General features: G+C 61.1%; 14 protein-coding genes. 9 read left to right on the plus strand and 5 right to left on the minus strand.

Going from position 1 to position 17,714, the window contains the following annotated elements; all coding sequences use genetic code 11:
• Positions 1-105: 105 nt before the first annotated feature.
• Complete coding sequence (locus PSN43_RS11195; RefSeq protein ID WP_272700811.1) at positions 106-948, minus strand: hypothetical protein; 843 nt, start codon at positions 946-948, stop codon at positions 106-108.
• Positions 949-1,160: 212 nt separating this feature from the next.
• On the opposite strand from PSN43_RS11195, the gene PSN43_RS11200 reads away from it, so the two are divergent.
• Positions 1,161-2,408, plus strand: a complete 1,248-nt coding sequence (locus tag PSN43_RS11200) for a M48 family metallopeptidase (RefSeq protein WP_272700812.1) — start codon at positions 1,161-1,163, stop codon at positions 2,406-2,408.
• A gap of 108 nt (positions 2,409-2,516) precedes the next feature.
• Here the strand turns inward: PSN43_RS11200 and PSN43_RS11205 are convergent, their stop codons facing one another.
• On the minus strand, positions 2,517-4,940 hold the full coding sequence (locus PSN43_RS11205) for a tetratricopeptide repeat-containing diguanylate cyclase (protein ID WP_272700813.1): 2,424 nt from the start codon (positions 4,938-4,940) through the stop codon (positions 2,517-2,519).
• A gap of 190 nt (positions 4,941-5,130) precedes the next feature.
• Between PSN43_RS11205 and panC the strand changes: the two genes are divergently transcribed.
• From panC to PSN43_RS11225, 4 genes are all read left to right on the plus strand, one after another.
• The gene (gene panC, locus PSN43_RS11210; protein WP_272700814.1) at positions 5,131-5,979 is read left to right on the plus strand and encodes a pantoate--beta-alanine ligase; all 849 of its coding nucleotides are present in this window, start codon (positions 5,131-5,133) and stop codon (positions 5,977-5,979) included.
• Positions 5,980-5,984: 5 nt separating this feature from the next.
• Entirely contained in the window at positions 5,985-6,371 is a 387-nt protein-coding gene (panD, locus tag PSN43_RS11215) for an aspartate 1-decarboxylase (RefSeq protein ID WP_272700815.1), read from the plus strand.
• 27 nt (positions 6,372-6,398) lie between these two features.
• Positions 6,399-7,568 carry a methionine adenosyltransferase gene (gene metK, locus PSN43_RS11220; RefSeq protein WP_272700816.1) on the plus strand — a complete coding sequence of 390 codons (1,170 nt, stop codon included), beginning with the start codon at positions 6,399-6,401 and terminating at the stop codon, positions 7,566-7,568.
• A 308-nt stretch (positions 7,569-7,876) separates the two neighbouring features.
• Positions 7,877-9,505 carry a glutamate synthase-related protein gene (locus tag PSN43_RS11225; RefSeq protein ID WP_272700817.1) on the plus strand — a complete coding sequence of 543 codons (1,629 nt, stop codon included), beginning with the start codon at positions 7,877-7,879 and terminating at the stop codon, positions 9,503-9,505.
• A gap of 83 nt (positions 9,506-9,588) precedes the next feature.
• On the opposite strand, the gene PSN43_RS11230 is transcribed toward PSN43_RS11225, so the two are convergent.
• The 3 genes from PSN43_RS11230 to PSN43_RS11240 all read right to left on the minus strand — a co-directional run bounded on the left by PSN43_RS11230 (position 9,589) and on the right by PSN43_RS11240 (position 12,676).
• Positions 9,589-10,824: an EAL domain-containing protein gene (locus PSN43_RS11230; RefSeq protein WP_272700818.1), complete on the minus strand. Its 1,236-nt coding sequence runs from the start codon at positions 10,822-10,824 to the stop codon at positions 9,589-9,591.
• Positions 10,825-10,945: 121 nt separating this feature from the next.
• Positions 10,946-11,278, minus strand: a complete 333-nt coding sequence (locus PSN43_RS11235; RefSeq protein ID WP_272700819.1) for a P-II family nitrogen regulator — start codon at positions 11,276-11,278, stop codon at positions 10,946-10,948.
• 39 nt (positions 11,279-11,317) lie between these two features.
• Positions 11,318-12,676: an ammonium transporter gene (locus tag PSN43_RS11240; RefSeq protein WP_272700820.1), complete on the minus strand. Its 1,359-nt coding sequence runs from the start codon at positions 12,674-12,676 to the stop codon at positions 11,318-11,320.
• Between the two features lie 552 nt (positions 12,677-13,228).
• Here PSN43_RS11240 and PSN43_RS11245 point away from each other — a divergent pair.
• From PSN43_RS11245 to aroA, 4 genes are all read left to right on the plus strand, one after another.
• On the plus strand, positions 13,229-14,026 hold the full coding sequence (locus PSN43_RS11245; protein WP_272700821.1) for a 2-amino-3,7-dideoxy-D-threo-hept-6-ulosonate synthase: 798 nt from the start codon (positions 13,229-13,231) through the stop codon (positions 14,024-14,026).
• A gap of 10 nt (positions 14,027-14,036) precedes the next feature.
• A complete protein-coding gene (locus PSN43_RS11250) occupies positions 14,037-15,020 on the plus strand; it encodes a 3-dehydroquinate synthase II family protein (RefSeq protein ID WP_272700822.1) in 984 nt (327 codons plus the stop codon).
• Positions 15,021-15,250: 230 nt separating this feature from the next.
• A complete protein-coding gene (gene pheA / locus PSN43_RS11255; RefSeq protein WP_272700823.1) occupies positions 15,251-16,354 on the plus strand; it encodes a prephenate dehydratase in 1,104 nt (367 codons plus the stop codon).
• Positions 16,351-17,691, plus strand: a complete 1,341-nt coding sequence (aroA, locus tag PSN43_RS11260; RefSeq protein WP_272700824.1) for a 3-phosphoshikimate 1-carboxyvinyltransferase — start codon at positions 16,351-16,353, stop codon at positions 17,689-17,691. Before pheA ends, aroA begins: the two co-directional genes overlap by 4 nt.
• Positions 17,692-17,714 lie beyond the last annotated feature (23 nt).

A 17,714-nucleotide genomic window follows, 5' to 3' on the forward strand; every position in this document is an offset into this window, starting at 1 on the left:
TCCCGGTCCCGCCCGCATTCTTCACGCGCACCGGCTCCGGACGGCGCAAAGCATCCGCGAAAAAAAGCCCCTCGATCGGGGGGGGGGAAAATGGGCAGGGCCGGCCTAGAAATTCAGGTCGTGCGTTTTTTTCACGGCGCGGCCCTTGGAAGAGGCGAATATCTTGGGCTCGGCCTGCTTCATGAGCGCGGCCGCTTCGGAGTTGAGCGGATTGCGGTCCCGGGCGGCCTTGGCGTTGTTGAAGACCTCTCCCCACTCCCTCTTGGTCAGGTACAGCTTGGCCAGACGCAGGTAGAGGTTCTCGCCGGGGCCGAGCCAGCGCATGGCGTCCTTGATGGCGGCTATGGCCTTGTCCACCTCATGCATTCCCTCGTAACAGAGGATGAGCGCATTGTGGGCGCGCACGTCGTTGTTCTGGATTTCCAGGGCCCTGTTCAGGTAGGGCACGGCCTCGGCAAAAAGGCCGAAGGCGGCCATGCGGTTGCCGATATCCGAATGAATGCCGTCGATATCCTGAAAATACTCGGCGATCTTGCTGTAGAGCTTGCGGGCTTCAAGCGGCTGACCCGCCCGAATGAGCCGCGCGGCCTTGATGAGGTTGTCGTCCAGCACGGCCAGACGCTTGCGCAGCTTGGCCACACGGGCCTTTTCCATGGCTTCCCCGAGTTTGCGGTGCAGCCGCATGAGGGTCTGGAAAAACGCCTTTTCCCTACCCTTCCGATACGTGAGGCCGTCCGGAAATAGCTTCTGAATCATCTTCATCTTGTTCAGGTCGCGCAAAGCCTCGTCCAGATGGGCCTGAATCTCATACTTTTCCACCCCGTAGACTTGGCTGGTGACCATTCCCCGAATGGCGTTGGCCAGGCACTTGAGGGTCCGCAGGTAATCGTTTTTCTTTGCGTAGGCGCGGGCGCGCGCGATGTCTTCGCGGATTTCCTTGGCGGTCATGGGGCTTCCTGACATGGCTTCCTTCGTTTCGGGAAAAGCGGTAAGCAACTTCCGTAAATTAATACAGCCACGGGAAATAGGCAAGCACGCTCCCGATTATCCCGCATTTCCGAGCCTCTAGGCGACACTCAGCCGCCTCCGGTTGACGACCGGAGACGAATCCGTATAGCGTAATCATTCAACGCGATCCGTCTCAGCCCCGGGAGGGCTTCATGAACATCTATCTCGTCATCATCATCGGTTCCCTGATTGCGGCCTGGTTTCTGGGCATGTTGTCCGACAGGCTTTCCGCCAAGGCCATGCAGCCGACACCGCCCGAGGAACTGTCCGATGTCTTCGACGAAAAAACCTATGCCGAATCACGGGCCTACACCTTGGAATCCATGAAATTCTCCACGGTGTCCGAAACCTGCAACACCGTTGTGCTGGTGGCCGCAATCCTGTTCGGCGGTTTCAATCTCCTGGACCTGATCGCGCGCGCCGCCGATGTCGGCCCCATTCCTACCGGCCTCCTGTTCATCGGCGGGCTGGCATTGATCGCGGGCCTCATCGGTCTGCCTTTCGAAACGTATCATACCTTTATTCTGGAAAAACGGTTCGGGTTCAATACCACCACCGTTTCCACCTTCATCATGGACAGAATCAAAGGCATCGTCCTGACCGCGCTCATCGGCGGAGCGCTTGTGGCGGGCATCCTGCTCTTCCTGCGCGAGACCGGCTCCTACGCCTGGCTCCTGTGCTGGGGGTTCGCGGTGATCCTCTCCCTGGGGCTGACCTATGTGGCGCCCACCTGGATTCTGCCGCTGTTCAACAAGTTCACCCCCCTGGAAGACGGCGAACTGCGCGACAAACTCGAAGCCTTCGCCGACAAGGCCGGGTTCGAGCTGTCCGGCATCTTCGTCATGGACGGTTCCAAACGGTCCACCAAGGGCAACGCCTTTTTCACGGGATTCGGCAAACGGCGGCGTATCGCCCTGTTCGACACGCTCATCAAGGAAATGAGCGCCGACGAGATCGTGGCCGTGCTGGCCCATGAGGTGGGCCACGCCAAGCTCGGACACATCAAGAAAGGTCTCGCCTTGGGCATCCTCAAGACCGGGGTGATCTTCTACCTCATGTCCCTGTTCCTGGAATCCGAAGGACTGTTCGCGGCCTTCGGCATGGAGCACCAGTCGCTATACGCGGGGCTGGTCTTCTTCGTCCTGCTCTACACCCCGCTTTCCCTGGCCCTTTCCATCGCGGCTAACCGGCTCTCCCGCAAGCACGAATTCGAAGCCGACGCTTTCTCGGCCCGGACCACGGGCCGCCCGGACACCCTGATCTCGGCCCTGAAAAAGATGTCCGCCTCCCACCTCTCCAATCCGACCCCGCATCCGCTCACGGTCTGGCTCGAATACAGCCACCCTCCGGTTCTCGCCCGCATCAAGGCGTTGGCCGCCGTGAACACGCAGCCCCGATAAGACGAGAAAAAGCCGCCTCGCATCCCGCGAAGCGGCACCAAATAGTTTAGGGAAAAGAGAGGATGGGGGCCGGAGGCTTCCCGCGCCCCCCTTGCACCGGGCTCCGCGCTACCCCGCGGCACGGGCGGCCACGAGAGCGGCCTCCTCGCCTTTGCCCTGCGCTTCGAGGGCTTCGACGAGGGTTTCCCAGTAGGCCTTGACGCCGGGGGCCAATGCCGAGGACTGGCGGGCCAGGACTTCGGCGATCTGCGGGTCTTCGCCCTGGTCGAGATAAAGCTTGGCGAGCATGTGCATGGCCTGATGGTCGTTGTGGTCGGCGTTGAGCGCCAGATGGAGATATTCGCGGGTCCCCTCGATGTCTCCCAGACGATACGCCACACGGGCCAGGGGCCGGAGGACCATGCGTTCGCCGCCGGGCTGTTCCGCGGCCTTTCTGTAGAGATTCCCGGCCTTCTTGAGATGATTGGCCTTCTCCTCGATGGAGCCGAGCCGCATGAGGGAATAGACATGCCCCGGCTCCGCCTTGAGGCACTGGCGGTACGCCTTTTCCGCACTCTCAAGGTCGCCGAGACGATGATTCGCCCACCCGAGGTTGTAGAGAGCGAGGATATCCTTCTTATCCAGCTCCACCACCCGCTCGAACTCATGGCGGGCCTCTTCGAACTTGCCGAGCTGGGCATAGCAGATGCCGAGCGAATTGCGGGCCAGCAGGTTGTTGTCGTCGTCGAGCAGGGCGAGCTTGAATTCCTCGATGGCGCCGTAGATGTCGCCATCCATAAAACGGCGGTCGGCAGAGAGATTGAGGGAAATGGAATCGAAAACGGCCACGCGGGGGTCGGGCAAAAGCAGGGCGTGCTCCAAGGCCTTGCGGCAATTTTCGAGCATGTCCGCCCGATCGAAATTGAGGAACGGGAAACGCGAGGAGCCCACGGCGAGCTTGAGGCCGAAGGTTCTGAGGGCGACCTTTTCAAGTTCCAGGGACCGGTCCATGAGAGTCTGCCGGTCCACGCCCTCCGTGAAGAAAATCATGCCGTTGAGACCGAAACGGCCGCCGGTTGCCGAGTCGCCGAACACGCCCTTGGCGAGTCTGGCCACGTCACGGGCCATGTGATCCATGCCATCCTGATAGCGGTCGCCCTCCTCGGGCTGATCCAGTATGCGGATGAGCGAAAGGCCGAAGGCCTCCGGCTTGAGGCGGGCCTTGGAAAACCAGGAAACGAATTCGCCATAGCGGAGGAGCTGGGTCGCGCCGTCGTGGCTCGGCATGGACTCGTCGCGAATCTCCTGCTCGGGGGAGAACAGGCTCTCGTCGCCCTCGATGAGATTGAGCCGGTCGCCGGGCTCCACGGACCAAGCCGCGTCCCCGAGATGCAGGGCCTCGGCAAAGGCGATGTCATCCTGAACTTCCACCAGCACCACCTCGCCCTTGTACATGGCCGGATAGCGGCCGGAAATACGTTCGTCCTCGGTCAGGGAAGCGGAAGCGACCCCGCCGGACTTGGGTGAACGGACCAGAAAACGCTGGCCCACCTTGGCCCCCGACGCCTCGCCAAGGGAGACGACCATGCGGTTCATGGGCAGGATTTCGAGGACCCGGCCGCCCTTGGACAGGATGTCGGCATAACCGAATACCCGGTTGCGGCCCTGATCCTTGGCCACGGCCACGCCCTTGCGCGCCTTGCGGACGATCATGCGGGCCTGCTCGGAAGGAGTGCGCCGGAACTGCGCGCCCTCCAGGCCCTGCGGATAACAGACATACCCCAGGCTGCCGGTGACGGTAATGGTGTCGTTGGTGATGTCATCGGTGAAGGAGAGCTTGCTCAGCCCCGAGCGAATGACCTCGGAAAGCTGGAAACACGCGTGGGGCTTGGCATCGGGCACCAGGATGGCGAACTTGTCGTTGGCGAAGCGCGACACGGTGGTGTACTTGGGGCAAACCAGATGGAGCAGCCGCCCCACTTCGCCCAGGATATCGTCGCCCTTGAGGTAGCCGTACCGTTCATTTATGGGCTGGAACGTGTCCAGATCAAGGAAGATGACCCCGAACGTGCCGGAAAAGGTGATTTCCGGTTCGCGGGCCTCCACGGCCGCCCGGCAACTGCCCGCGGCCAGGCAGTCCTGAACCTGCTCAATGGCCTGCTCCAGCTCCTCGAAAAAAAAATTCCGCGAATACAGGCCGGTAAGAGGATCGGTCACGGCCTTTTTGTACAGGGCCAGCTTTTCGAGCACGGACGAAGCCAGCGCCATGAGATACTTGGGGGCCGTGGACGGGGCTTTGAGCCGCACGCCCTTGGCGATGAAATAGCACATCATCTCGCCCTTGAAGACCATGGGCAGGATCAGTTCGTTGTCTTCGCGGCGGAACTCGGGATCGGGAATGACATCCGACCGTTCCCGGGGGAAGAACAGGCTGTAGGAGGAAAAGGGAACGAACTCCGCCATGCAATCCTTGATGGTGTGCTCGAAGTCGATCAGCTCCTGGGGAGTGAGCGACGTGGCCCGGTCCGAGAAGATGTCCTTATTTGTCCTCATAATATGGCAGGGTACTACGGGGGCTGTTTTTTCACAAACAAAAGTTTGGGGATTCGAGTGTGACAACTCCCGTTTTTACTTCCCTTTCCGCCCTTCTTCGAGCAACTATATCAATGTATCCAGATATAAACATTTTGTTTGACTCCCGACTTCAAATCTGTCAGGTGTTCACCAAGATTCGAGGCAAACCATGAAAATCATCACAAATCCGACTGAATTGCAGCGCCAATGCCTGGCTTGGCGCAAGCAGGGCCTTTCCATCGGTCTCGTTCCGACCATGGGCTACCTGCATAATGGACACACCTCCCTCATCGACCGGGCGCGGCCCGAGTGCGACAGGCTGGTGATTTCCGTCTTCGTCAACCCGGCCCAGTTCGGCGCGAACGAAGACCTCTCCTCCTATCCCCGCGACTTCGAGAGCGACTGCGCCAAGGCCGAAGCCCACGGCGCGGACCTCGTATTCGCCCCCGAACCGGGAGCCATGTACGCGGACAACCACGCCACCTGGGTGGAAGCGCCGAAACTCGGCGAACACCTCTGCGGCGCAAGCCGGCCCGTCCATTTCCGGGGTGTATGCACGGTGGTGACCAAGCTGTTCATGCTCACCCAGGCCGAAACGGCCGTGTTCGGCGAAAAGGACTGGCAGCAACTCGCCATCCTCCGCCGCCTGGTCCGCGACCTGAACATCCCGATCCGACTCATCGGCCATCCCATCGTCCGCGAAGAGGACGGCCTGGCCCTGAGTTCCCGCAACGCCTACCTGACCGGCGTCGAGCGCGCAGCCGCCCCGAACATCCGCAAGGGGCTGCTCAAGCTGGCCGGAAAAGTCCGCGAGGGTGAACGCGACGCCGAAACCCTGAAACGGTTCCTGACCGAAGAGTACGCCGCCGCCCTGCCCATGGGCGTGGTGGACTACATCGAGATCGTGGACCCCGACGAAATTTCCCCCGTCGAGACCATAGCCCGCAACGCGCTGGCCGCCGTGGCCGTGCAAATGGGCAAGGCCCGGCTCATCGACAATATACTCTTAGAGGTATAATAATCGTGGCTCAAAGATGTTTTTTGAGCGCCAAGATTCACGGCGCCACCATTACCTGCGCTAACCTGGAATACCGGGGAAGCATCTCCATCGACACGAAACTGATGAAGTCCGTCGGGCTGCTGCCCTACGAGCAGGTCGACGTGTACAATTTGGACAACGGCGAACGGTTGACCACCTACGCCATCCCCGGCGCGCCCGGCGAAATCTGCCTTAACGGGGCTGCCGCCCACAAGGGCGGAGTCGGTCAGCGCGTTATCATCGCGGCCTTCATGTGGCTGGACGAGAACGAGGCCAGGACCCGCAAACCCAGAGTCGTGGTCGCCGGCAAGAACAACACTATCGACGAAATCCTCGAGTGCGAGCTCATCAACCAGGATTTCCAGGCGTAGCACGCAGCATCCCTGAAGGAGGACCCGATGCAGATCGAAGGCAAATACCTTTTCACTTCCGAATCCGTGACCGAAGGCCACCCCGACAAGGTCGCAGACCAGATTTCCGACGCCATCCTGGACGCCATCATCGGCCAGGACCCGAATGCCCGAGTTGCCTGTGAAACGTTGGTCACCACTGGGCTGGCCTTCATCGCCGGTGAGATTTCCACCACCGCTTTCGCCGATTTCCCGGAGATCGTCCGCGAGACCATCAAGGGCATCGGCTACAACAGCTCCGACACCATGGGCTTCGATTGGCAGACCTGCGCGGTCATCTCGTCCATCGACAAGCAGTCCCCCGACATCGCCCAGGGCGTCGACCGCACCAAGCCCGAGGAACAGGGCGCGGGCGACCAGGGCATGATGTTCGGTTTCGCCACCAACGAGACCCCGACGCTCATGCCCACTCCCATCTACTACGCCCACAAGCTGTCCCGCCGCCTGACCTACGTGCGCAAGGAGGGCATTCTCGACTTCCTGCGCCCGGACGGCAAGACCCAGGTCTGCGTGCAGTTCGAAAGCGGCAAGCCCGTGCGCATCGACAACGTCGTCGTCTCCTCGCAGCACGACGAGCACATCGCCTACGCCGACCTCAAGGAAGCCATCCTGCAGGAAGTCATCATGAAGTCCCTGCCCGAGGAGCTCATCGACGACAAGCTCAAGACCTACATCAACCCCACCGGCCGGTTCGTCATCGGCGGCCCCGTGGGCGATTGCGGCCTGACCGGACGCAAGATCATCAACGACACCTACGGCGGCGCGGGCGCGCACGGCGGCGGCGCGTTCTCCGGCAAGGACCCGTCCAAGGTGGACCGCTCCGGCGCATACATGGCCCGCTATGTGGCCAAGAACGTCGTCGCTTCCGGCCTGGCAGACATATGCGAAGTCCAGATCGCCTACGCCATCGGCGTGGCCGAGCCGGTTTCCGTGGTCGTCAGCTCCAGGGGCACCGGCCAGGTCTCCGACGAGCATCTGACCAAGGCCGTGACCGAAGTCTTCGACATGCGCCCCTACTTCATCCAGGAACGGCTCAAGCTGCGTCGTCCCATCTTCCGCAAGACCACCAACTACGGCCACTTCGGCCGCGAGCTCCCCGAATTCACCTGGGAAGCGACCGACGCCGTGGACGATCTGCGCACCGCCTGCAAGATCTAGCACCAACCATACGGCAGACATACCCTTGGGGGTGGGAGCACGGCTCCCGCCCCCTTTTTCCCATCCTCCGCCCGGCGGCGACCAGTCATTGCGCCCGCCACGACACATCGCCGCCCGGCACGGCCCCTCGCCTTCCGCACCAGTCCCCCTGTTTCGTACAAAATGATAAAAAAATACTATTTTGTAGCCTATTGTTACCCAAAAATGGCATTTTTTAATGACTTTCCTACATCTTCCTGCTAGGGATTTTCACCTTTATTACAGACTTGTTCAATTTCAACTTACTCTTGATTCCATTTGGAGCTCGAATGAACAACTACCCCAAAAGCAATGACGTCATCGGCAGCGTCAACCGAGGCAACGCCATTGAATCCGGACTCTGCACCCTGTGCAGGGCCGACTGTCAGGGCAAATGCGAGACATGGCTCTCGTCAATGCGCGGACGCGAAATCCTCTACCCCCGCGATTTCGGTATGGTCACCGCGGGCAGCGGCAACACCACCCATGTGGGCGTGTCCTACAATTCCCTCAGAATTCAGGGCCTGAACTACGGCGCGATGGGCGCGGCCAACACCGATGCCGACCTGCTCTTCACCGACGTCAGCCTGGAGACCTCCTTCGGCGCGCATGAAATCACCAAATGCAAGGTGCCCTTCATGACCGGTGCGCTGGGCTCCACCTTCATCGCCGCCAAGTACTGGGACGCCTTTGCCGTAGGCTGCGCCCTGGTGGGCGCCCCCATCGTCATCGGCGAGAACGTCGTCGGCGTGGACCGCGATGCCGAGATCAGCAACGGACGCATCCGCAAGGCCCCGGAACTGGAACGCCGCATCGACACCTACATGCGCTACTATGACGGCTACGGCGCCATCATCGTGCAGATGAACGTAGAGGACACCCGCAACGGCGTGGCCGAATACGTGGCCGAAAAGTACGGCGACAAGGTCATCATCGAGCTCAAATGGGGTCAGGGAGCCAAGAACATCGGCGGCGAGATCGAAGTTTCCAGCATCGAATACGCCCAGTTCCTCAAGAAGCGCGGCTACCTCGTCGACCCGGACCCCGAGAAGCCCGAGGTCAAGGACGGCTACGCCCGCGGATCGATCAAGCATTTCGCCAGGCACAGCAGGCTCGGCTACACGAACCTGTCCACCTACGAGCAGGTGCGCGACGAGTTCATGAACTCGATCAAGTATCTGCGCAAGCTCGGCTTCAAGCGCATCTCCCTGAAGACCGGCTCCTACGGCATGGAAGCCCTGGCCATGGCCATCAAGTTCGCCTCCGAGGCCGAACTCGACCTGCTGACCATGGACGGCTCCGGCGGCGGCACCGGCATGAGCCCCTGGAACATGATGGAAAGCTGGGGCGTGCCCTCCATCCTGCTCCACGCCAAGGCCCACGAGTACGCTTCCCGCCTGGCGGCTCGCGGCAAGCGCGTGGTGGACCTGTCCTTTGCCGGAGGTTTCGCCAAGGGCAGCAACATCTTCAAGGCGCTGGCCCTGGGCGCACCTTACGCCAAGATGATCTGCATGGGACGCGCCATGATGATACCCGGCTTCCTGGGAGCCAACATCGAAGGCGCGCTCTTCCCCGAACGGCGCGCCGCCGTCCACGGCAACTGGGACAAGCTCCCCGCCTCCGTCACCAATTACGGCAAGACTCCCGAGGAAATCTACGCCTGCTACCAGGACGTTGAAAAGTACGTCGGCGCGGACGAGATGAAGAACATCCCCCTCGGCGCGGTCGGCATCTGGAGCCTGGTGGACAAGTTGTCGGCAGCCCTGCAGCAGCTCATGTGCGGAGCGCGCAAGTTCCGCCTCGAAGAAATCAGCCGCGCGGACATCGCCTCGGGCAACCGCGAAACCGAACGGGAAACCGGCATCGGCTTCATCACCGACATCATGGACGAGACCGCCAAGAAGATTCTCGACATGTAACGTCGAATCACTCGCGTTGAAAAACGAAGGGGAGGACCGAACGGCCCTCCCCTTTTTCGTCGTTTCCGCTCCGCGAACCGACTTTACGGGCAGCAGGCGGGCTCATCCTCGCGCGACATGTCCACGCAAAGAATACGATGCCTGCCGCTGCTCTTGTGATAGAAGACGTGTGAGATGGTGATGCACAGATTGCCGGAGGCCAGGGAGATGTATGGCCGGGTGGTGAACTTTTCGAGCCCCGCCTGGATGGGCAGGAAATATTCCTTGAGCGAATGGTCTGCCCCCACCTCGGCGGGTTCATAAAGGAACCGCTTGCAGGTCGTGAGCCGCCGCTCATCGCAGACAGTTTCCGATATCTGGTTCCCGCGCATGTCGAGAACGTAAAGGCATTCCACCACATCATAGGTTTCGATGAAACCGGCCAATGCCGGCCCCGTGTCCTTGGCGGGCGTTTCGGCCAGCGACTGGCACATGGTCAGCACGATCAGGTCGTAGCTGGAATAGAGCCGCTTGGCGTCGGCAATCTGCTGGGTGCGGTTCTCCCGATGCCGCTCAGCCAGCGCATCGACCTTGGAGGACATGCCGGGCACCGCGTCCAGCCCCGGCGCGGGCCGGGCGAAATAGAATCCCTGGAACACGTCCACCCCGTTGGAGAGCAGGCACATGGCCTCCTCGGCCGTCTCCACTCCCTCGGCCAGAACCAGGCAGCCGAGTCGGTTGGACATCTGAACGAAGCTGCGGACCACCTCCAGTTTGTGGAAGTGCCGGTCCACGGCGCTTACCAAAGAGCGGTCCAGCTTAATGACGTCCGGCTTGAGAATGGGGATGCGGTCCAGATTGGAAAATCCCGCCCCCACATCGTCAAGCGCGATAAGGAAGCCGCGCTCCCTGTAGAATCGCACGAAAGTTATGAGGGCTTCGATATCCTCGCATCGGGACTCGATGATTTCGATGATGACGTTTGCGGGACTGATTCCGCAGCGGGCGACCAGGTTGAGCAGATGGCAGGAGCCGCGCGTCTCCTCGTTAATGCAGGAGGCGTCGATGTTCATGGAGAGCATCAACCCCTTGTCCCTTCTGTGAAGAGCGGCGAAGGATTCCGCCGCGTTGGTTCGGCAGGCCCGGTCCAGGGCGAGCCGGGATGCCCTGTCCCGGGCCTGCTCGAACAGCAGGGTAGGAGGTATGATTTCTCCGCTTTGGGGGTCGAACCCCCTGCTCAGCGCCTCCAGCCCGACGACCGCCTTCCTCTTGAGGGAGACCTGGGGCTGGAAATGCGTGACCAGGAAGCGATTTTCAATGATCTCTTGTATGTCAGGCACTTCGGTCAACCTTGAAATATCTTGCCTGTCGGCCGTTAACGCTTTTGGTTCCGTGTGCCTTGCCGCTTTTTTGCCGGGGCGGCCCGATCGGGCCGCCCCGGCTATATTGTCGCAATCCGCTCTAGAGAATCCCGTCCTCACCGGTCCTGATGCGCAGGGCCTTGGTCAGTTCGGTTACGAAGATCACGCCGTCGCCCTCGGTGCCGGTCTGCCCGGAGGCCAGGATGGCTTCGATCGCCTTGGCTTCGAAATCGTCGTTCACGCCGATTTCGAGACGGACCTTCTTAAGCAGGTTCACTTCCATCTGCACGCCGCGGTAGGTTTCGGTGAACCCCTTCTGGCGTCCGGAACCGAGGATGTTGGTCACGGACAGGGAATAGATTTCCTTGGCGTACAGGGCCTGCTTCACGTCGTTGAGCTTTTCGGGCCTGATGTATGCAATGATGAGCTTCATTTTATTATTCTCCTTGAATGATCTCTGGTTGCGCTTCGACTACTCGTTGCTGAAGAGCTGGAAGCCGTTGTAGGACTCGGAGCCGTGCTCGGCGATGTCCAGACCCTTGAGCTCCTCTTCCTTGGTCACGCGGATGCCGAAGATCGCCTTGACGATGTTCATGAGGATGAAGCCGCAGCCGAAGGCCCAGACGAAGAAGGTGCCCGCGCCGATGAGCTGCACGCCGAGCTGTCCCATGCCGCCGCCGAAGAACAGGCCGCCGTCGGTGTTGAACAGGCCGCAGGCGATGGTGCCCCACGCGCCGCAGACGCCGTGAACCGAAGCCGCGCCGACCGGATCGTCGATCTTGAGGACCTTGTCGATGAACTCGATGGACATGACGACCAGCACGCCCGCCACCAGGCCGATGAGGATCGAGGGGCCGGGAGTGACGGTGGCGCAAGGTGCGGTGATGCCGACCAAACCGGCCAATGCGCCGTTCATGGTCATGGAGATGTCGGGCTTGCCGTAGCGGAACCAGGAGATGAACATGGCGCCGAGGGTGCCGCCGCAAGCCGCCAGGGAGGTGTTCATGGCGATCAGGCCGATGGTGTCGTCGGCGGTGGTGGTGGAGCCGGGGTTGAAGCCGAACCAGCCGAACCAGAGGATGAAGACGCCCAGGCCTGCCAGCGGGATGTTGTGACCCGGAATGGCCTTGGCCTTTCCGTCCTCGGAATACTTGCCGATGCGCGGGCCGAGCACCAGGGCTCCGGCCAGGGCGACCCAGCCGCCCACGGAGTGGACCACGGAGGAACCGGCGAAATCACAGAAGCCGAGGGCTTCCAGCCAGCCCGCACCGTCATCGCCCAACCACAGGGAACCCCACGCCCAGTGGCCGGAGATCGGGTAGATCAAACCGGAAATGACGATGGAAACGACGATGTAGCTGCCGAACTTGGTGCGCTCGGCCATGCCGCCCGAGACGATGGTGGCGGCGGTGGCGGCGAACACGGACTGGAAGAACCAGAAGGTGTAGGTCCACATCATGTCGCCCTCGGCCACGCCGCTCAGCGCGTATCCGGAGGTGCCTATGAACCCGCCCGCATCCAGGCCGAACATGACGGCGAAGCCGAACAGGAAGAAGACGATGGACCCCGCCGCGAAGTCCAGGAAGTTCTTCATCATGATGTTGCCTGCGGACTTGGCCCGGGTGAATCCGGCCTCGACACAGGCGAATCCTGCCTGCATAATCATGACCAGGCAGGCGGCGATCAACGTCCAAAGGATGTTGGCGTTGGACTGGGTGAGCAGCTCCACGTCCTGGGCATAGGCGAAGGTGGGGGCCAGGGTTGCCGCCAATACGGCCGCGCCGATGGCGAGCCTCTTGGAAACATGGGTCGGGGACTTTCTCGAAAACATTGCGATACTCCTCTTTGAATGGAATGCGTTTCTAACCTGCCCTCCTTCTATCAAGAGTCGTGCCAAATACGTTTTTTGTCGCTATTCATGTAAAATCGCCACTTTCCAGCGATTAAAAATAGCTCATTTTTTGCATTTTTGTCATAAAGTACATTTTTGCAGGGTGGAAAATGCATCAAAATTGTCAATTTGTAAAAAAATGTCAAACCACACAAAAATGACCGCCGGTCGCGAACTTATAATACATATAACGCTATCTCCTTGAAATCGTAACATATCTTTTTGTTGACAGACTGGCCCCATGGGTGTAGCTCTAGAAGCCATGAAAACCTCCATCGTTACCTCCGCATACTTTTCCAACTTTTACTTTTGGTATTGGTATAGCCACGCTCGCGGGCTTGGAAGAGGCGCTGTGTAACCTTTTGGTGGATCACACAACCGATAGATAACTTCTTCAAGGGCCGCGGGCGAAAGCCGGCGGCCCTTGTTTTTTTCACCGGCCGCCGGTCCAGCCCGGCTCCTTGAGGAAACAAACTTCAGAGGAGAAACAACATGCACATCGGAAAAGCCATCAGGTTGGAGCGCATCTTCAACCGCAACACAGGCAGGACCATCATCGTCCCGATGGACCACGGCGTGACGGTCGGCCCCATCGACGGACTGGTCGACATGCGCGAGGCGGTAGGCAAGGTCGTCGACGGAGGGGCCAACGCCGTCATTGAACACAAAGGTCTCGTCCGCTGCGGCCACCGCGCCGAAGGCAAGGACATCGGCCTCATCGTCCACCTCTCCGCCTCCACATCCCTCTCCCCCTTCCCCAATGCAAAATCCCTGGTCGCATCCGTAGAGGACGCCATCCGGCTCGGCGCGGACGCCGTGTCCATCCACTGCAACCTCGGCGACGAGACCGAAGCCGCCATGCTTAACGATTTCGGCAAAATATCCTCCGACGCATCCAACTGGGGCATCCCGCTCCTGGCCATGGTCTACGCACGAGGCCCCAAGGTGGACAACGAATACGCCCCCGAGATCGTGGCCCACTGCGCCCGCGTGGGCACCGAACTGGGCGCGGACGTGGTCAAGGTCAACTACACCGGCGACATCGAGTCCTTCTCCCGCGTATGCGACGCCTGCTGTGTCCCGGTAGTCATCGCGGGCGGCCCTAAACTCGACAGCACCGAGGCGTTCCTCCAAATGGTGCACGACTCCCTGGAAGCCGGAGGCGCAGGCCTGTCCGTGGGCCGCAACGTCTTCCAGCACGACAATCCCACCCGCCTGGTGGAGGCGCTGAACATGGTCGTCCACAACGACGAATCCGTCGAGGCCGCCCTTAACCATCTCAACGCATAGCGAAGCAGCCATGAAAAAAATCATCCTCAAGTCTGTGCCCTTCGACAAAAACCTCGTAACCCTGGCGCTCGAATCCGGCGTGGACGCCGTCATGGTCGAAAAGGACCACGCTGAAGCGGTCAGGGCGCTCGGCCGCGTCACCGTCATCACTCCCGAGGACATGCCCGTCGTGGAACTGACTGAAAAGGCGGACGAAGACGCGGCGGTCAAGGCGATCAAGGCAGGCAAGGACGTCGTCCTCAAAAAAGGTTGGGAAATCATCCCCGTGGAAAACATCCTCGCCCAGGTGGAATCCCTGGCCCTGGAATGCGAATCCCTCGACCGCGCCCTGCTCGCCGCCGGAATCCTCGAACGCGGCTGCGACACCATCGTGGTCCTGCCCGAAGGCGGAGCCGACCTGAAGCGGATCATCGCCGAACTCAAACTCTCCCAGGGAACCATGGAACTGCAAACCGCCATCGTCACGGCCATCGAGCCCACCGGCATGGGACACCGAGTCTGCGTGGACACCATCTCCATGCTGAAAAAGGGACAGGGGATGCTCATCGGCAACTCCAGCGCCTTTTCCTTCCTCGTCCATGCCGAAACCGAGTCCAATCCCTATGTGGCCGCACGCCCCTTCCGGATCAATGCGGGCGCGGTCCACGCCTATGCCCAGATGCCCGGCGACAAGACCACCTATCTTGAGGAACTCGCGGCAGGCACGGACGTGCTCATCGTGAACGCGAACGGGACCACCTCCCTGGCCACCGTGGGCCGCGTCAAGGTCGAAGTCCGGCCCATGCTGCTCATCACCGCCGAGGTGAAGACCGGCGACAGGACCAAGACCGGCCAGGTGTTCCTGCAAAACGCAGAGACCATCCGCGTGGTTTCGGACAAAGGCGAGCCCGTGTCCGTGGTCACGCTCAAGGTCGGCGACAAGATTCTGGTCCGCACCGACGAGGCCGGACGCCACTTCGGTATGCGCATCAAGGAAGATATCAAGGAAGGCTAGGCCAGGCCCCATTTCCCTGGTTCCCCTGACGATTCGGTGAACGCGGGGATTGAGAAAATGCGTTCGATGACGCATTATCGTAATGAGTGACACGAATCCGCGCAAAGACATGGCGATGCCGACGGCGCACGGACTCGACGAAAGCGCGAAAACACCTATTGGAAGGGTCGGAGAAAGCACCCGCCGCCCAAGGCGGTACACAAACGCCCGAAGGCGCTCCTGGAGAAGACATGGCTGACACGAAAGACCAAAACGATATTCCCGACCTCGGGGAACTGCGGGATTCCATCGACTCGCTGGACAAGCGGATCGTGGACCTGCTCAATCAGCGGGCCAGGCTGTCCCTGAGCGTCGGCCGCTACAAGGCGGCCAAGGGCGAATCCATATACAAGCCGTTCCGCGAGCAGGAAGTGATGGACAAGATCGCCAATTCCTCGCCCGGCCCGCTGCCGGACAAGCACCTGCGCACCATCTACCGCGAGATCATGAGCTCGTCGCGCCACCTCCAGCGGCCCGAACGGGTAGTTTATCTCGGCCCGGAAGGCACCTTCTCCTATTTCGCGGCGGTCGAGCATATGGGGTCGTCCGCCTCCCTGACCCCCAAGAACAACTTTGAAGAGATATTTCGGGCCGTGGCCGAAGAAGGAGCCGAGTTGGGGGTCATCCCGCTCGAAAATTCCATCGAAGGCACCGTTGGGCAGGTGGTGGACCTGTTCATGAAATACAAGGTCTACATCCAGGCCGAGGTTTTCAGCCGCATCAGCCATTGCCTCATTTCCCGGGCCGATAAGGTGGAGGATGTGGAGGTTATCTACTCGCACCCGCAACCCCTTGGCCAATGCCGGGAATGGCTCCACTCCCATCTGCGCGACGTCCCGACCATCCCCATGGAGTCCACGGCCGAAGCGGCCGAAGCTGTGGCGGGCAAAAAGGCCGCCGCCGTGATCGGACACCGCAAGCTGGCCGACATGCACGCCATGAACATCCTGGCCGAATCCATCGAGGACTTGCCGGACAACTGGACCCGCTTTGTCATCATCGGCGCGGCCCCGTCCCAGGAGGACAAGCGCGACAAGACCTCCATCCTGTTCACCACGCCCAACCGGCCGGGCGCGCTGGCCCGCGTGCTGACCACCCTGGCCCACCAGGGCATCAACGTGACCAAGCTTGAATCCCGTCCCTTCCGGGGCGAAAAATGGAAATACGTCTTCTTCGCCGACCTGGCCTGCGATCTGGGCGGCGACCGTTACCAGGACGTATTGGACGACATCCGCGACCAATGCCTTACACTGCGCGTGCTCGGCACCTACCCCACTCAGGAGGAACTCCAATGACCAAAGATCCGATCATCGTCAACGCTCCGGCCAGCAAGTCCCTCTCCCACCGCACACTGATCGCCGCCACCCTGGCCAAAGGCGTGTCCCATATCAGTTCGGTCCTCGACTCCGAAGACATACACCGCACCCGCGACTGCCTCACGGCCTGCGGGGCCGTCATCGAGGAAAAGGACGGCAAGCTGGTGGTCACGGGCATGGAGGACGGCCCGAAAGGGGCCAATGCGGACGGCAAGCACAAGGATGAGACACCTCGGGAACTGTTCATGCACGAGTCCGGCACCACCTGCCGGTTGATGACCGCCGTGGCCGCCGCGGGCAAAGGCGTTTTCCGGGTTCACGGCGCGCCGCGTATGCATGAACGCCCCATGGCCGAACTGACCGACGCCCTGTCGAGCCTGGGAGCCAAATTCGATTTCGAGGGGAAAGAGGGATTCCTTCCCTTCATCATGACCGCCGGGGGATACCGGAAGAAGAGCGTGGACATAACCCTTGAGGAAAGCAGCCAATACCTGTCCGGCCTGCTCCTGGGAGCGCCCATGGCGGACCACGAGACGACTATTTCGGTAACAGGCAAAAAGGCCGTGTCCTGGCCCTACGTGGCCCTGACCCTGCGGATCATGGAAGACTTCAAGGCCGGATTCGCCGTGGAGATCAAGGAGGACCGCGCCTGGAAGGAGGTGCCCTGGCGTTCGATCAAGGGCGTGACCCCCGGCCAGGTCCGATTCATCGTCAAGCCCACCGGCTACGAAAACACCGGCTACATGGTCGAGGGCGACTGGTCCAACGCCAGCTATTTCCTGGCCGCCGGAGCAGTCGGTTCGCGTCCGGTGCTCCTCAAGGGGTTGGCCGCCGACTCTCTCCAGGGCGACCGGGCGATCATGGATATCCTCAGCCAGATGGGCGCGTCCATCAAGGTCAATTTCGACGGCATCCTGGTGGAGCCGAGCCGGTTGCGCGGCATCCGGGTCGACATGGGCCGCTGCCCGGACCTGGTGCCCACCGTGGCCGCCGCGGCCGCCTTCGCCTCCACTCCGACGACCATTGAGAACGTGGCCCATCTCCGCCTCAAGGAGACGGACCGGCTGGCCGCCTGCGCCGCCGAACTGACGCGCGCCGGTTGCGAGGCCGAAGCCTCCGACGATTCGCTCTCCATCCGCCCGGGCCGCCCCCTTCGGGACGGTGAAGTGGAATTCAAGACCTACAACGACCACAGAATGGCCATGGCCATGGCCCTGTTCGAACTGGCCGGGGCCAAGGTCGGTTTCGACAACCCGGAATGCGTCAACAAATCCTTCCCGGGCTTCTTCGACGAGTGGAAAAAGATCGTCGGCTAATCGCGCAAGGACCGAAATAAATC

Source organism: Desulfovibrio sp. Fe33, from assembly GCF_028532725.1.
Lineage (GTDB): Bacteria > Desulfobacterota > Desulfovibrionia > Desulfovibrionales > Desulfovibrionaceae > Pseudodesulfovibrio.

What these genes read in the sequence shown, in the direction of transcription:
- PSN43_RS11240 (WP_272700820.1), bottom strand. Translation starts at nt 12,676, where the DNA reads ATGTTTTCGAGAAAGTCCCCGACCCATGTTTCCAAGAGGCTCGCCATC.
- PSN43_RS11205 (WP_272700813.1), bottom strand. Translation starts at nt 4,940, where the DNA reads ATGAGGACAAATAAGGACATCTTCTCGGACCGGGCCACGTCGCTCACT.
- PSN43_RS11250 (WP_272700822.1), top strand. Translation starts at nt 14,037, where the DNA reads ATGAAAAAAATCATCCTCAAGTCTGTGCCCTTCGACAAAAACCTCGTA.
- PSN43_RS11235 (WP_272700819.1), bottom strand. Translation starts at nt 11,278, where the DNA reads ATGAAGCTCATCATTGCATACATCAGGCCCGAAAAGCTCAACGACGTG.
- PSN43_RS11245 (WP_272700821.1), top strand. Translation starts at nt 13,229, where the DNA reads ATGCACATCGGAAAAGCCATCAGGTTGGAGCGCATCTTCAACCGCAAC.
- metK (WP_272700816.1), top strand. Translation starts at nt 6,399, where the DNA reads ATGCAGATCGAAGGCAAATACCTTTTCACTTCCGAATCCGTGACCGAA.
- PSN43_RS11200 (WP_272700812.1), top strand. Translation starts at nt 1,161, where the DNA reads ATGAACATCTATCTCGTCATCATCATCGGTTCCCTGATTGCGGCCTGG.
- PSN43_RS11195 (WP_272700811.1), bottom strand. Translation starts at nt 948, where the DNA reads ATGACCGCCAAGGAAATCCGCGAAGACATCGCGCGCGCCCGCGCCTAC.
- PSN43_RS11225 (WP_272700817.1), top strand. Translation starts at nt 7,877, where the DNA reads ATGAACAACTACCCCAAAAGCAATGACGTCATCGGCAGCGTCAACCGA.
- panC (WP_272700814.1), top strand. Translation starts at nt 5,131, where the DNA reads ATGAAAATCATCACAAATCCGACTGAATTGCAGCGCCAATGCCTGGCT.
- aroA (WP_272700824.1), top strand. Translation starts at nt 16,351, where the DNA reads ATGACCAAAGATCCGATCATCGTCAACGCTCCGGCCAGCAAGTCCCTC.
- pheA (WP_272700823.1), top strand. Translation starts at nt 15,251, where the DNA reads ATGGCTGACACGAAAGACCAAAACGATATTCCCGACCTCGGGGAACTG.